Origin of the sequence: Kitasatospora sp. NPDC056327, assembly GCF_042261735.1 — a bacterium.
In the GTDB taxonomy this organism is placed as follows: Bacteria; Actinomycetota; Actinomycetes; order Streptomycetales; family Streptomycetaceae; genus Kitasatospora.
The window spans coordinates 1-13,558 of the sequence record NZ_JBHJRC010000095.1 but is presented as its reverse complement, the minus strand read 5'-3'; the positions used below and the strand labels follow the sequence as shown (position 1 = coordinate 13,558).

Here is a 13,558-nt window from a genome sequence, read left to right as displayed (position 1 = left end):
GGCGAACCGCTCAGGCCGCTATCGGCCGCTGGCTCTGGACCGCCTGCAGCAGCCCGATCGCCACCCAGGTCGAGAACATCGACGACCCCCCGTAGGAGACGAACGGCAGCGGGATGCCGGCCACCGGCATGATGCCCAGGCACATCCCTATGTTCTCGAAGCCCTGGAAGGCGAACCAGGCGACCACCCCGGCCGCCACGATGGTGCCGTAGAGGTCGGTGGCGTGCCGGGCGATCCGGCAGGCCCGCCAGAGCACCACGCCGAGCAGCACGATGATCGCCATCGCCCCGAGGAAGCCCAGCTCCTCGCCGGCCACCGTGAACACGAAGTCGGTCTGCTGCTCCGGCACGAACTGCCCGGTGGTCTGCGTCCCGTGGAACAGGCCCTTGCCGGTCAGCCCGCCGGAGCCGATCGCGATCCGGGCCTGCGCGGTGTTGTAGCCGACGCCGGACGGGTCGAGCGCCGGGTTGGCGAACGCCGCGAAGCGGTCGATCTGGTACTTGCTCAGCACCCCGAGCTTCCAGATCGCCACACAGCCGCCGACACCGGCCAGGATCAGCCCGAACACCCAGCGGTTGGCCGCCCCGGAGGCCAGCAGGATGCCCAGCACGATGACGGCCATCACCATCACCGAGCCCGCGTCCGGCATCAGCATCACTATGGCCATCGGCAGCGTCGCCCAGACCAGTCCGCGGAACACCGCCTTGTTCGCCGGGAACTCCCGCTCCCCCGCGTCCACCTGGTCGGACAGCACGACCGCCATCGACAGCACGATCGCCAGCTTGGCGAACTCGGCCGGCTGCACCGAGAAGCCGCCGCCCAGCTGGATCCAGGAGTGCTGGCCGTTGATGGTCGAGCCGAGCGGGCTCAGCGTCGCCAGCAGCAGCACGATCACGCCGGCGTACAGGAACGGCACCAGCGTGCGGAACCGCCGGCTCCCTATCGCTATCACCGCCGCGCACAGCACCGCGCCGATCAGGACGTTGGTCAGGTGCCGGTACAGGAAGTACTGCGGGTCCCCGTGGGTGAGCGAGTCCCGCCCCCGGGTCGCCGACCAGACCAGCAGCGAGCTGCCCAGCGACAGGACCACCGCGGCCAGCAGCAGTATCCAGTCGATCCGCCAGAGCGGGGAGTCCTTGGCCAGCGCCCTGGGCACCCCGCCGCGCTGCGGGGCGAGCCTCAGCTGGCGGTACGAGCCGTAGGAGGTCATGCCCGGCCCCTTCCGGTGGAGCGGGTGGGTTCGACGGCCGCGGCCTCGGCCGCGAGCAGCACCGGGGCGGTGCCGCCGGGCTGCGCCGGGTCGAGGAAGACCCGCGGCGCGGCGCCGGTGACCCCGGGGTCGGCCGCGCCGGCGTCCCCGGCGGTCCCGCCGGCGAAGGAGGCCGGCTTGATGATCGCGGTGCCGTCGGCGTTGAACTTCGGCAGCTCGGCCTGCGGCTTGGGCAGCAGCGCCCGGCCCTGGTCGATGCCGCCCTTGTCGTCGACCCCGTACAGCGCCTGATAGATCCGCCGGACCGAGTCGCCGGAGCCGCCGGAGCCGGTGCCGCCCTGGCTTATCGTCATCACGACCGCGTAGTCGCGGCTGTAGGTGGTCAGGTACGAGGTGGTCTGCTTGCCCTCGACCTCGGCGGTGCCGGTCTTGGCGTGCAGCTCGATCTTGTCCTGCGGCCAACCGGCCCCGGTGAACTTCCAGGCGGCGGTGCCGGTGGAGACGACGCCCTTGGTCGCCTCGTCGATGTACTGCAGGGTCTTGGCGTCGGTCGGCAGCCTGCCGTCCTCGTGCGGGGCGATCTCGCGGACCAGCTCGCCGCTCGGGCTTATCACCGCCTTGGCGACGGTCGGCCGCCAGAGCGTGCCGCCGTTGGCGAGCGCCGCGTAGATCCGCGCCATCTGCAGCGGCGTGACCAGGGTGTCGCCCTGGCCGATCGCGTAGTTGACCGCGTCACCGGCGCGCAGCACGTAGCCGTCGGCGCAGTTCTCCTTGGCGATCAGGTCGGCGTACTCCTTGCCGCCCTTCTCGGCCTGCCGGCACCAGGCGTCCTTGTTGTTGTCGTAGAAGCTCTGCTTCCACTGGCGGTCCGGCACCCGGCCGGTCGCCTCGGACGGCAGGTCGATGCCGGTCTTGGCGCCGAGGCCGAACTGGTGGGCGGTCTTGTAGAACCAGTCGCCGGTCTCCTTCTTCGGCTTGATGCCGCCGTCGGCCATCCACTGGTCGTAGGCGAGGCCGTAGAAGACGGTGTCGCAGGAGACCTCCAGGGCCCGGGCCAGGGTGATCGAGCCGTGGCCCTGGCTCTCGAAGTTCTTGAACTCGCGGCCGCCGATGGTCAGGCTGGCCGGGCAGGGGTAGTTGCCGTTGAGCGCGTAGCCGGCCTGCGCGGCGGCGGCGGTGGAGACCACCTTGAAGGTGGAGCCGGGGGCGGACTGACCCTGTATGGCCCGGTTCAGCAGCGGGAAGTTGGAGTCCTTGCTGGTCAGCCCCTGGTAGTCCTTGCCCGAGATGCCGCCCTGCCAGAGGTTGGGGTCGTAGCTCGGGGCGCTGGCCATCGCGACGATCTGCCCGGTGTGCACGTCCATGACGACCGCGGCGCCCGAGTCCGCCTCGTAGTTGCGCTGGGTGTTCTTGTCCCAGGTCTTGCGGGCGTCCGCCATCGCCTGCGCCAGGTTGTCCTCGACGACCTTCTGCACCCGGGCGTCGATGCTGGTCACCAGGTTGTTGCCGGTCTGCGGAGCGGCCTTGTCGGCGGTGCCGATGACCCGGCCGAGGTTGTCCACCTCCAGCTTGGTGACGCCGGCGGTGCCGCGCAGGTCGCGGTCGTAGACGGACTCCAGCCCGGCGCGGCCGATCTGGTCGGCCGGCAGGTAGCGGTCCAGGCCGGCCTTGTCGGCGGTCTTGGAGACCTCCTCGTCGGTGACCGGGGAGAGGTAGCCGAGCACCTGGGCCATGTTGGCGCCCTCGGCGCCGGTGTAGTGCCGCACGGCGGTGGGCTGGGCGGTGACGCCGGGGAAGTCCTCGCGGCGTTCCATTATCTGCATCGCCTGCTGGGTGGTGGCGTCCTTGGTGACCGGGATCGGCTGGTAGGGCGAGCCGTTCCAGCAGGGCTGCGGCGTCTTGGCGTCGCAGAGCCGGACCTTCTCCTGGACGTCCTTGGCGGGCATCCCGAGCACCTCGGCGAGGCGGGTCAGCACCGCCTTGCCGGCGTCCTTCTGCTGCAGCAGCGAGGTGCGGCTGACCGAGACGACCAGCTTGGTCTCGTTGCCGGCGAGGATGCGGCCGGAGGCGTCCAGGATCTCGCCGCGCACGGCCGGTTCGACGACCTCGCGGATGTGGTTGCCGGTCGCCTTGGCGGTGTAGACGCTGGCGTTGCGGATCTGCAGGTACCACAGCCGTCCGCCGAGGGTGGCGAGCAGCGAGAGCACCAGGATCTGCAGCACCACCAGACGGATCGTCACCCGCCGGGTACGGCCGGTCTCGGGGATGTTGCTCACGTCTCGTGCGCTCCAAAGCTGAGCAGGGGCGGGCGGGCTGGTCGGTCCGGGACCGGGTTACGGGCGCTTCCCCGCGCCGAGCAGCCGCTTCCTGCGGTAGCCCGGACCGGTCCCGGCCTCGCGGGTGGTGCGGTAGCGGGCCAGCGTGCCGAGGCCGGGACCGCCCTCGTCGTCGTCGGCGACGGCGAGCGGGTCCTTGCCGAACCGGCGGGCGATCAGCATCACGGCGGGCACCACGAAGGGGGCGAGCAGCAGGTCGTAGAGCAGGGCGGTGAGGACGAGCTGGCCGAGCCCGACGTGCCGGGCCGCGGTGTCGCCGACCAGGGCGCCGACCGTCGCGTAGAGCAGGGTGGAGGCGATCGCGGCGCCGGCGACCACCAGCAGCGCGCTCGCCACCGAGCGCTGGCGGCCGTGCTCGGGGCGCAGCAGTCCGGCGGCGTAGCCCATCACGCAGAGCACCAGCGCGTAGCGGCCGATGGCGTGGTCGGAGGGCGGCGCCACGTCGGCGAGCAGGCCGGCCGAGAAGCCGACCAGGCAGCCGCCGGTCGGCCCGTAGACCAGGGCGAGGCCGACGACCACGAGCAGCAGTATGTCGGGGGTGGCCCCGGGCAGCTGCAGCCGGCCGAAGACGCTGACCTGGAGGAGCAGGCCGAACAGGATCAGGATCGCGGAGACGGGGATGCGGGCGAGGCGCATGGCTCAGTTCCCCCCAGTGGGCTTGGCGGGCGGGACGGCGGCGGCCGGGGCCGCGGGGGCGGCGGGCGCGGCCGGGGCCTGCCCGGCGGGGGCGGGCGGCAGGACGGCGTCGCGCGGGTCGGTGCGCGGCGGGACGACGACCACGCCCACCAGGTCGAGCCGGGTGAACTGGACGAAGGGCTCGACCAGGACGGTCTTGGTGAGCTGTCCGGGGGTGGCCTCGACCTGGACGACCTTGCCGATCGGCACGCCGGGGACGAAGGGGCGGCCGCTCTGCGAGCCGAAGGTGACCAGCCGGTCGCCCTCCTTGACCTGTGCCTTGCCGTTGAGCAGGGAGACCTTCATGGCGCTGGTGCCGCCGCCGGCGGCGAAGCCGATCTCACCGGTGGCCTCCAGCCGGGTGCCGGCGGTGAAGCCGGGGTCGGAGGCGAGCAGCACGGTGGCGGTGGTGGGGGCGACGGTGGTGATCCGGCCGACCAGGCCCTGGCCGTTGATGACGGTCATGTCGCGGGTGAGTCCGTCGTCGCTGCCGGCGTCGATGGTGATGGTCCAGGAGAAGCCCTGGGCCGGGCCGATCGCGATGGTCTGGGCGGCCTTGACGGTGTAGCCGCCGGCGCCGGCGGTGCGCAGCAGGTCGTCGAGCTGCTTGGTGCGCCCGCCCGCCATGTCGGAGGAGGCGAGCTTCTGCCGCAGGTCGGTGTTCTCGCGGGCGAGCTGGTCGGTGCGGCCGCTGTCGGAGGCGGCGTCGCGGAAGGCGCGGACGGTGTCGGCGACCGGGTCGACCGCGCTGGCGGCGCCGCGTTCGACCGGGCCGAGGACGGTGGCGGCCGCGCGCCGGGCGCCGCCGAGCGGGGAGCTCTCACCGCCCTTGATGTCCACGGTGATCAGCGCGAACGCGACGGCCACCAGCAGGATGAGCAGCAGCCGGCTCTCTCGTGTGTCCCTCACGGTGCTGGTACTGCCCCTTCGTACCCCTGGCCGCCGCCCCGGGCTGTGGACCCGGGCGGGGACCCGTCAGTTCGGCTGGTGTGTCGGTTCTGCTAACGGCGCGGTGCGGCGTCGAGTACCTGCTGGAGCGCCTCGAACTCCTCGACGCACTTGCCGGAGCCCAGTGCGACGGAGTCCAGCGGGTTCTCCGCGATGTGGATCGGCATGCCGGTCTCCCGGCGGAGCCGCTCGTCCAGGCCGCGGAGCAGGGCGCCGCCGCCGGTGAGCACGATGCCCCGGTCCATGACGTCGCCGGCGAGCTCGGGCGGGCACTGGTCGAGGGTGGTCTTGACCGCGTCGATGATCGAGTTGACCGGTTCGTCGATGGCCTCGCGGACCTCGGCGGCGGAGATGACGACGGTCTTGGGCAGGCCGCTGACCAGGTCTCGGCCGCGGATCTCGGCGTGCTCGTCCTTCTCGCCCTCCAGGCCGAAGGCGGAGCCGATGCTCGTCTTGATCTGTTCGGCGCTGCGCTCGCCGAGGAGCAGCGAGTACTCCTTCTTGATGTGCTGGACGATGGCGTTGTCCAGTTCGTCGCCGGCGACCCGGATGGACTGCGCGGTGACGATGCCGCCGAGCGAGATGACGGCGACCTCGGTGGTGCCGCCGCCGATGTCGACGACCATGTTGCCGGTGGGCTCGTGGACGGGCAGCCCGGCGCCGATGGCGGCGGCCATCGGCTCCTCGATGATGTGCACCTGGCGGCAGCCGGCCTGGAGGGAGGCCTCGATGACGGCGCGGCGCTCGACGCCGGTGATGCCGGAGGGGACGCAGACGACGACCCGGGGGCGGGCGAGGAAGCGGCGGCGGTGCACCTTGAGGATGAAGTAGCGCAGCATCCGCTCGGTGATCTCGAAGTCGGCGATCACGCCGTCCTTGAGCGGGCGGATGGCGACGATGTTGCCGGGGGTGCGGCCGATCATCTTCTTGGCCTCGGAGCCGACGGCGAGGATGCCCCCGGTGTTGGTGTTCACCGCGACCACCGACGGCTCGTTGAGGACGATCCCCTTGCCCCTGACGTACACCAGCGTGTTGGCAGTTCCGAGGTCGATCGCCAAGTCGCGGCCGATGAACGACAGGTTGCTCGCCATGGGGTGGGGTGCCTTTCCCGGGCTCGGAGTCTTGTGGGGTGGACGGTGTGCGCGCCCACACATGGGCGGCGACCAGCTGAGCTGCCTTACCGGGCCCTTGAGTCGCGTCCATCGTAGCCACGCCGGTCGGCACGGATGTCGACGTGGGGCATACCGTCCATTGTCCGGGGCGTGATCGCTTCTCCGGGCATTGGGACGCCGTGTCGGAGGGGCTGGTTCCCTATTTCCCGATAAGAATGCCCCGGCCGGGCCAATGGTCCCGGCCGGGGCGCGACGAAGGTCCCGGCGGCCGTCCCTCGCCCGGTGCGGTCAGGCGTGGGAGGGGAAGAAGATCTTGATCTCGCGCTCGGCCGACTCGACCGAGTCGGAGGCGTGGATCAGGTTCTCGCGGGTGATCGTCGCGTAGTCGCCGCGGATGGTGCCGGCGCCGGCCTCCAGCGGGTTGGTGGCACCGGCCAGCATGCGGATGCCGGCGATGGCCTCCTCGCCCTCGACGATCAGGGCGATCGACGGGCCGGAGGTCATGAACTCCAGCAGCGGCTCGTAGAACGGGCGGCCGACGTGCTCCGCGTAGTGCTGCTCCAGCGTCGCCCGGTCGAAGGTGCGAAGCTCGACGGCGGCGAGCCGCCAGCCGGCCTTGCGCTCGATGCGGCTGATGATCTCGCCGGCCAGGCCTCGCCCGACGGCGTCGGGCTTGAGCAGGACGAGAGTGCGCTGGGACACGGGGCGTCTCCTGGGGAATTCGGGTTCCGGCGCGCACCGATCGGCGCGCGCGCTGATCGACGTGCGGCGTGCGACTACCGCAGAGGTTACCTTGCGTGAGCGAACGCGCCGGACCCGGTCGGGGAGCCCCCTCAGGCGGGCGCGGCGGCCGCGCGGGCGGCCTTGATCACGTCGATCCGGCGGCCGTAGTGCACCGAGCACCACCACAGGCCGGCGAAGACCGCGCCGAGGCCGAACATGGTCGGCACGACGAAACCGCTGGCGATCAGCCCGATCTGCAGGGCCCAGCCGACGGCCACCGCGCCGGGGCGGGTGATCATGCCGCAGAGCAGCACGCACAGCGCCATCGCGATGCCGCTGACCGTCCACAGCGCGCCGGTGGACACGTCGGAGAGCTGCATCGCGACCAGGGCCGCGAAGAGCACCACGAGGGCCTCGCCGATCAGCGTCGAGGAGCAGAGCGTCCTCATCGTCACTTCCTCCCGAGCAGCAGGCGGGCCTCGCCCACCGTGATGACCGAACCGGTGACCAGCACCCCGGCGCCGCCGAGGTCGCCCTCCTCCTCGGCCAGGGTGACGGCGGCGGCGATGGCGTCGTCGAGCCGGGGCTCGACCTGGACGCGGTCCTCGCCGAAGATCTCGACCGCGAGCGCGGCCAGCTCGTCCACGTCCATCGCGCGGTGGGTGGAGTTGCGGGTGACGACGACCTCGGCGAGGACCGGCTCGAAGGCCTCCAGGAAGCCGGCCACGTCCTTGTCGCCGCTGGTGCCGATCACGCCGACCAGCCGGGTGAAGCCGAAGGACTCGGTGATCGCGGCGACGCTGGCCCGGGCGCCGTGCGGGTTGTGGGCGGCGTCCAGGAGGATCGTGGGGCTGCGCCGGACGACCTCCAGCCGGCCCGGGGAGGAGACGCCGGAGAACGCGTGGCGGACCTTGTCGGCGTCGAGCTTCCCGCCGCGGGCGCCGCCGACGCCGAAGAACGCCTCCACGGCGGCCAGGGCGAGGGCCGCGTTCTGCGCCTGGTGCTCGCCGTGCAGCGGCAGGAAGACGTCCTCGTACTCCTCGCCGCCGAGCCCGCGCAGCGTCACCAGCTGGCCGCCGATGGCGAGTTCGCGGCGGACGACGCCGAACTCCATGCCCTCGCGGGCGACCGTGGCGTCGACCTCGACGGCGCGCCGCAGGACGGTCTGGGCGGCGTCGAGCTGCTGCTGGGCGACCACGGCGACCGAGCCGGTCTTGATGATGCCGGACTTCTCGACGGCGATCTCGCCGGTGGTCCCGCCCAGCTTGTCGGTGTGGTCCAGGCCGATCGGGGTGATCACGGCGACGGCGGCGTCGATGACGTTGGTGGCGTCCCAGGCGCCGCCCATGCCGACCTCGACGACGGCGACGTCCACCGGCGCGTCGGCGAAGGCCGCGTAGGCCATGCCGGTGAGCACCTCGAAGAAGGACATGGCGACCGGCTGGCGCTCGTCGACCATCCGCACGTAGGGCTCGATGTCGCGGTAGACCTCGACGAAGCGCTCGGGGGTGATCGGGGCGCCGTCGAGGGTGATCCGCTCGGTGACGCTCTCCACGTGCGGGCTGGTGTAGCGGCCGGTGCGCAGTTCGAAGGCGCCGAACAGCTGCTCGATCATCCGGGCGGTGGAGGTCTTGCCGTTGGTGCCGGTGATGTGGATGGAGGGGAAGGACCGCTGGGGCTGGCCCAGGATGTCCATCAGCGCCTCGATCCGGTCGAGCGAGGGCTCCAGCTTGTTCTCCGGCCAGCGCTCGGAGAGTTCCGTCTCGACGTCGCGCAGGGCGTCGCCGGTGCCGCCGTCGGCGGGGCGGAGGGTGTACGGGTTCGGGTCGGCCTTGTCGCTCACGAGCACAGTCTACGGAGCGGGGCGGGCCGCTCCCCACGGGGTGAGAACCACCACTTTGCCCAGGTTGACCCGGTTCCTGCGTTTACTATCGATTTAGCGACATCAGACCGCAACGAAGCATTGATGCGCACCTCAAGGAGACAAATCACCTTTGATCATGAGGAGCATCACGCCATGCCCGAAGCCCTGCGCGAGTTCTTCGAGATGCGGCGGGACACCTTCGTCTGGCTCGGCGAACTGGTCTCGCTGATCCTGCTGGCCTACATGCTCCTGGTCTTCGGCCGTTTCCTGCTCTACTGGGCCGGCTCCCGGCACGCCTTCCGGCACAGCCGTCCGGCCGCCCCCGGCGACCCCGCCGCCTTCCAGTGGCACCTGATGATCCCCTGCCGGGACGAGGAGGCGGTGATCGCCCAGACCCTGGCGGGCCTGCGGGCCGTCGCCCCCGCCGCCCACCTGTGGGTGATCGACGACGACAGCGAGGACGCCACCCGCGAGCTGGTGCTCGCCGCCGCCGGGCGCGACGAACGCGTCCACCTCGTCCAGCGCCGCCGCCCGCACGCCCGGATCGGCAAGGGCGCCGCCCTCAACGCCGCCTACCGGGAGATCTCGGCCCGGCTGCCGGCCGGCACCGACCGCTCCCGGGTCGTCCTCGGCGTGGTCGACGCCGACGGACAGCTCGACCCCGGCACCCTCGAACAGGTCTGCAACCCGCACGCGATGGGCCGCCCCGACACCGGCGCCGTGCAGATCGGCGTGCGGATGCGCAACGCCGACGACGAACGCCCGCTGCCCGGCCGCGGCCGGACCGCCAACGCGCTGGCCCGCGCCCTGGTCCGGATGCAGGACGTCGAGTTCCGGGCCAACAACGCCGGCATGCAGCTGCTGCGCCGCCGCACCGGCAGCGTCGGCCTCGGCGGCAACGGCCAGTTCGTGCGGCTCACCGCCCTGGACACGCTGACCGCCGAGGAGGGCCGCGCCGGCCGCCCCTGGCCCGAGCGCGCCCTGCTGGAGGACTACGAGTCCGGCCTCGACCTGCGCCTGGCCGGCTGGCGGCTCGCCCACGTGACGGACGCCGGCGTCTCCCAGGAGGCGCTGGTCTCCTGGCGGCGCTTCCTCACCCAGCGCACCCGCTGGGCCCAGGGCAACATGCAGTGCCTGCGCTACACCGGCCGGGTGGTGCGCTCGCCGCACTACACCGCCGCCGGCAAGGCCGAGGTGCTCTACACCTTCCTCCAGCCCGTGGTCTGCGTGCTGCTGGTCGTGCTCACCCCGCTGTCGCTCGCGATCACCGGGGCCGGGCTGGCGTTCTTCCCCGAGGAGACCGCCGACTTCCAGCTCCGCTACGGCCCCTGGATGGCGCTGGTCTTCGTGCTCGCCACCCTGCCGATGGTCTTCTGGGGCCCCGCCTACCGCCGGCTCGTCCACCCCGGCCGCAGCCGGTGGACCGGCCTGCTCTGGGGCGTCCTGGTCTGGCTGTACGCCTACCACCTGTTCGTGGTCGCCGCCCGGGCCGCCGCCCGGATGCTGCTCGGCCGCAACGGCTGGGCCAAGACCCGTCGCAACGCCGAGAAGGTCGCCGTCGGCGCCCCCACCGCGCTCGAATCCTGAGCCGCCCCCGCCCCCGCCTCCCCCGCCCGCCCGCCCCGACCAGGAGCCGCCGCGCCATGACCCCGTGCCTCCCCCCGAAGCCCGTCGACCGCCCGCTCGCCCCCGGCAGCGTCGCCGTCGTCCTCGGCACCCGCCCCGAGCTGGTCAAGCTCGCCCCGCTGATCCACGAGCTCGGCCCCGCCACCCGCCTGGTCCACACCGGCCAGCACTGGGACGAGGCGATGTCCGGCCGCTTCCTGCGCGACCTCGGACTGCCCCGCCCCGAACTGCTCACCGGGGTCGGCGGCCGCCCGCGGGCCGGCCAGATCGCCCAGTCGCTCGGCCAGCTCGACGCCGCCTTCGCCGAGGACCGCCCGGCCGCCGTCGTCGTCCAGGGCGACACCAACGCCACCCTGGCCGGCGCGCTCGCCGCCAACGCCCGGGACATCCCGCTGGTGCACGTCGAGGCCGGGCTGCGCAGCTTCGACCGGGCGATGCCCGAGGAGCACAACCGGGTGATGGTCGACCACGTCGCCGACCTGCTGTGCGCCGCCACCCCCGACAACGCCGCCAACCTGCGCGCCGAGTCGCTCGCCGGGGAGCGGATCGCGCTCACCGGCAACACCGTCGTCGAGGTGGTCCGCAGCTCGCTGCCGGACGCCGCCGCCCGGGCCGCGCTGCTCGCCCGGCACGGCCTCGCGGAGGACGGCTACGTGCTGGCCACCGTGCACCGGCCGGAGAACACCGACACCGCCGAGGCGCTGGGCGCCGTCCTCGCCGAACTCGACCGGATCGCCCGGGCCGGCACCCCGGTGCTGTTCCCGATGCACCCGCGCACCCGGGCCGCCGTCGAACGGTTCGCCCTGGACGGCCTGCTGGAGCGGCTCGCGGTGACCGGCCCGGTCGGCTACGGCGACTTCCTGGGCCTGGCCCGGCACGCCGCGCTGCTGGTCTCCGACTCCGGCGGCGTGCAGGAGGAGTGCACCGTGCTGGGCCGCCCGCTGCTGGTGGTGCGCCGCTCCACCGAACGGCCCGAGGCCGTCGAGGCCGGCTTCGCCGCGCTGGTGGCGCCCGGCAGCGAACTCGGCGGGCGGGCCCGCGCCTGGCTGGCCGACACCCCGGAGCGGCTGGCCCGCCTCGCGGCCACCCCGAGCCCCTACGGCGACGGCCTCGCCTCGGTCCGGATCGCCGGTCTGACCGCCCGGCTGGTCCACGAGCCCGCCGCCCCGCCGCTCGCCGCCTGAGCCGGGCCCGGGCGGGCTCCGGAGGGGGCTCACGTCAGGGCCCCCGGCCGGGGCCCTCTTGACACCGGAATTGGTCTACTCCACCTTGTGAGGGCAGGTCTCCTCACCCGACAGGGACTTGTGTTGTCGGTAGCTCCCGCACACGCCCCGTCGACACCGGACGGCTCTCCCCCACGGGAGCCGCCGGCCTCCCCCACAGGAGCTGGAGTCATGCCACCTGCCCGACAGCGGCGCCCGCGCGCCGTCCACTCGATGCTCGCCGGCGCCACCGCCGCCGCCATCGGCCTGAGCGGTCTCGTCCTCGCCGGCGGCACCGGCGCCGCCCAGGCGGCCCCGAACGACGTCGAACTCCTCACCAACGGCGGTTTCGAGGACGCCGACCGGCTGAACGGCTGGACCTGTACGGCCGGCGCACCGGAGACCGCCACCGTCCACTCCGGCACGGGCGCGCTGCGCTCCACCCCCGCCGGCAGCGGCACCGGCGAGTGCACCCAGACCGTCACGGTCAAGCCGTCCTCGACCTACACGCTGAGCAGCTGGGTCCAGGGCTCGTACATCTACCTCGGTGCCCGCGGCACCGGCGGCACCGACCCGAGCACCTGGACGCCCGGCGGCAACGCCTGGTCCAAACTCAGCACCACCTTCACCACCGGCGCGAGCACCACCAGCGTCACCGTCTACCTGCACGGCTGGTACGGGCAGCCGGCCTTCCTGGCCGACGACGTCTCGCTGGTCGGCCCGGGCGACCCCAAGCCCACGACCAGCCCCACCGCCTCGCCCACCACCACCGTCAGCCCGACCACCACGGTCAGCCCGACGCCCACCGACACCGTCACGCCCACCCCGACCGCCACCACGCCCAGGCCGCCGTCCAAGCACCTGCTCACCGGCTACTGGCAGAACTTCGACAACAACGCCACGGTGCAGCGGATCAGCGACGTGCCGGCCGCGTACGACATCATCGCGGTCTCCTTCGCCGAGGCCACCGGCGGCTCCGGCGGGCTGGGCTTCACCCTGGACCCGACGCTCTCCAGCAAGCTCGGCGGCTACACCGTCGCCCAGTTCAAGGCCGACATCGCGGCCAAGCGGGCGGCCGGCAAGAAGGTGATCCTCTCGGTCGGCGGCGAGAAGGGCACCGTCTCCGTCAACAGCTCCGCGTCGGCCACGAACTTCGCCAACACCGCGTGGTCGCTGATGCAGACCTACGGCTTCGACGGCGTCGACATCGACCTGGAGAACGGCATCAGCTCCACCTACATGGGCCAGGCGCTGCACGCGCTGGCGGCCAAGGCGGGCTCCGGCTTCGTGCTCACCATGGCGCCGCAGACCATCGACATGCAGTCCACCGGCATGGAGTACTTCAAGCTGGCGCTGAACGTGAAGGACATCCTCACCATCGTCAACATGCAGTACTACAACTCCGGCGCCATGCTGGGCTGCGACGGCCAGGTCTACTCCCAGGGGACCGTCAACTTCCTGACCGCGCTGGCCTGCATCCAGCTCAAGGGCGGGCTGCGGCCCGACCAGGTGGGCCTCGGGGTCCCGGCCTCCACCAGCGCGGCGGGCGGCGGCTACGTCAGCCCGAGCGTGGTCAACAACGCGCTGGACTGCCTGGCGGCCGGCACCAACTGCGGCAGCTTCAAGCCCGACACCAAGTGGCCCGCCATCGGCGGCGCGATGACCTGGTCGACCAACTGGGACGCCAAGGCGGGCGGCGGCATCGCCTCCACCGTCGGCTCGCACCTGCACGCGATGCCGTGACCGGCGCACCCGGGGCCTGAGCCCCGGACCGGAGGCCCGGGCGGGGGCCTCGGCGGGGTCGGCCTCGTCGCGTTCGCCGACGCACAGCACGGGGGTGAGGCCGTTGCGCAGCGCGGCGG

Annotated in this window: 11 protein-coding genes; 3 read left to right on the top strand and 8 right to left on the bottom strand. The window is 72.6% G+C overall.

The window, feature by feature from the left end; translation table 11 throughout:
- Positions 1 to 10: 10 nt before the first annotated feature.
- The 8 genes from rodA to ACFCX4_RS16335 all read right to left on the bottom strand — a co-directional run bounded on the left by rodA (position 11) and on the right by ACFCX4_RS16335 (position 8,847).
- Positions 11 to 1,210, bottom strand: coding sequence for a rod shape-determining protein RodA (gene rodA / locus ACFCX4_RS16370; protein WP_376142877.1), 1,200 nt, complete (start codon positions 1,208 to 1,210; stop codon positions 11 to 13).
- Complete coding sequence (gene mrdA, locus ACFCX4_RS16365; protein WP_376142875.1) at positions 1,207 to 3,486, bottom strand: penicillin-binding protein 2; 2,280 nt, start codon at positions 3,484 to 3,486, stop codon at positions 1,207 to 1,209. Before mrdA ends, rodA begins: the two co-directional genes overlap by 4 nt.
- Positions 3,487 to 3,543: 57 nt before the next feature.
- A complete protein-coding gene (gene mreD, locus ACFCX4_RS16360; RefSeq protein ID WP_376142873.1) occupies positions 3,544 to 4,182 on the bottom strand; it encodes a rod shape-determining protein MreD in 639 nt (212 codons plus the stop codon).
- A 3-nt stretch (positions 4,183 to 4,185) separates the two neighbouring features.
- Complete coding sequence (mreC, locus tag ACFCX4_RS16355; RefSeq protein ID WP_376142871.1) at positions 4,186 to 5,130, bottom strand: rod shape-determining protein MreC; 945 nt, start codon at positions 5,128 to 5,130, stop codon at positions 4,186 to 4,188.
- Positions 5,131 to 5,222: 92 nt separating this feature from the next.
- Positions 5,223 to 6,248: a rod shape-determining protein gene (locus ACFCX4_RS16350; protein WP_376142896.1), complete on the bottom strand. Its 1,026-nt coding sequence runs from the start codon at positions 6,246 to 6,248 to the stop codon at positions 5,223 to 5,225.
- 321 nt (positions 6,249 to 6,569) lie between these two features.
- Positions 6,570 to 6,983 (bottom strand): nucleoside-diphosphate kinase, encoded by a 414-nt coding sequence (gene ndk, locus ACFCX4_RS16345; RefSeq protein WP_376142869.1) that lies wholly within the window; start codon positions 6,981 to 6,983, stop codon positions 6,570 to 6,572.
- A gap of 131 nt (positions 6,984 to 7,114) precedes the next feature.
- Positions 7,115 to 7,453: a DUF4233 domain-containing protein gene (locus ACFCX4_RS16340; RefSeq protein ID WP_376142867.1), complete on the bottom strand. Its 339-nt coding sequence runs from the start codon at positions 7,451 to 7,453 to the stop codon at positions 7,115 to 7,117.
- A 2-nt stretch (positions 7,454 to 7,455) separates the two neighbouring features.
- Positions 7,456 to 8,847 (bottom strand): bifunctional folylpolyglutamate synthase/dihydrofolate synthase, encoded by a 1,392-nt coding sequence (locus ACFCX4_RS16335; RefSeq protein WP_376142865.1) that lies wholly within the window; start codon positions 8,845 to 8,847, stop codon positions 7,456 to 7,458.
- 174 nt (positions 8,848 to 9,021) lie between these two features.
- Between ACFCX4_RS16335 and ACFCX4_RS16330 the strand changes: the two genes are divergently transcribed.
- The 3 genes from ACFCX4_RS16330 to ACFCX4_RS16320 all read left to right on the top strand — a co-directional run bounded on the left by ACFCX4_RS16330 (position 9,022) and on the right by ACFCX4_RS16320 (position 13,439).
- A complete protein-coding gene (locus ACFCX4_RS16330; RefSeq protein ID WP_376142863.1) occupies positions 9,022 to 10,455 on the top strand; it encodes a glycosyltransferase in 1,434 nt (477 codons plus the stop codon).
- A 56-nt stretch (positions 10,456 to 10,511) separates the two neighbouring features.
- Entirely contained in the window at positions 10,512 to 11,678 is a 1,167-nt protein-coding gene (gene wecB, locus ACFCX4_RS16325) for a non-hydrolyzing UDP-N-acetylglucosamine 2-epimerase (protein ID WP_376142861.1), read from the top strand.
- 210 nt (positions 11,679 to 11,888) lie between these two features.
- On the top strand, positions 11,889 to 13,439 hold the full coding sequence (locus tag ACFCX4_RS16320; protein ID WP_376142859.1) for a chitinase: 1,551 nt from the start codon (positions 11,889 to 11,891) through the stop codon (positions 13,437 to 13,439).
- Positions 13,440 to 13,558 lie beyond the last annotated feature (119 nt).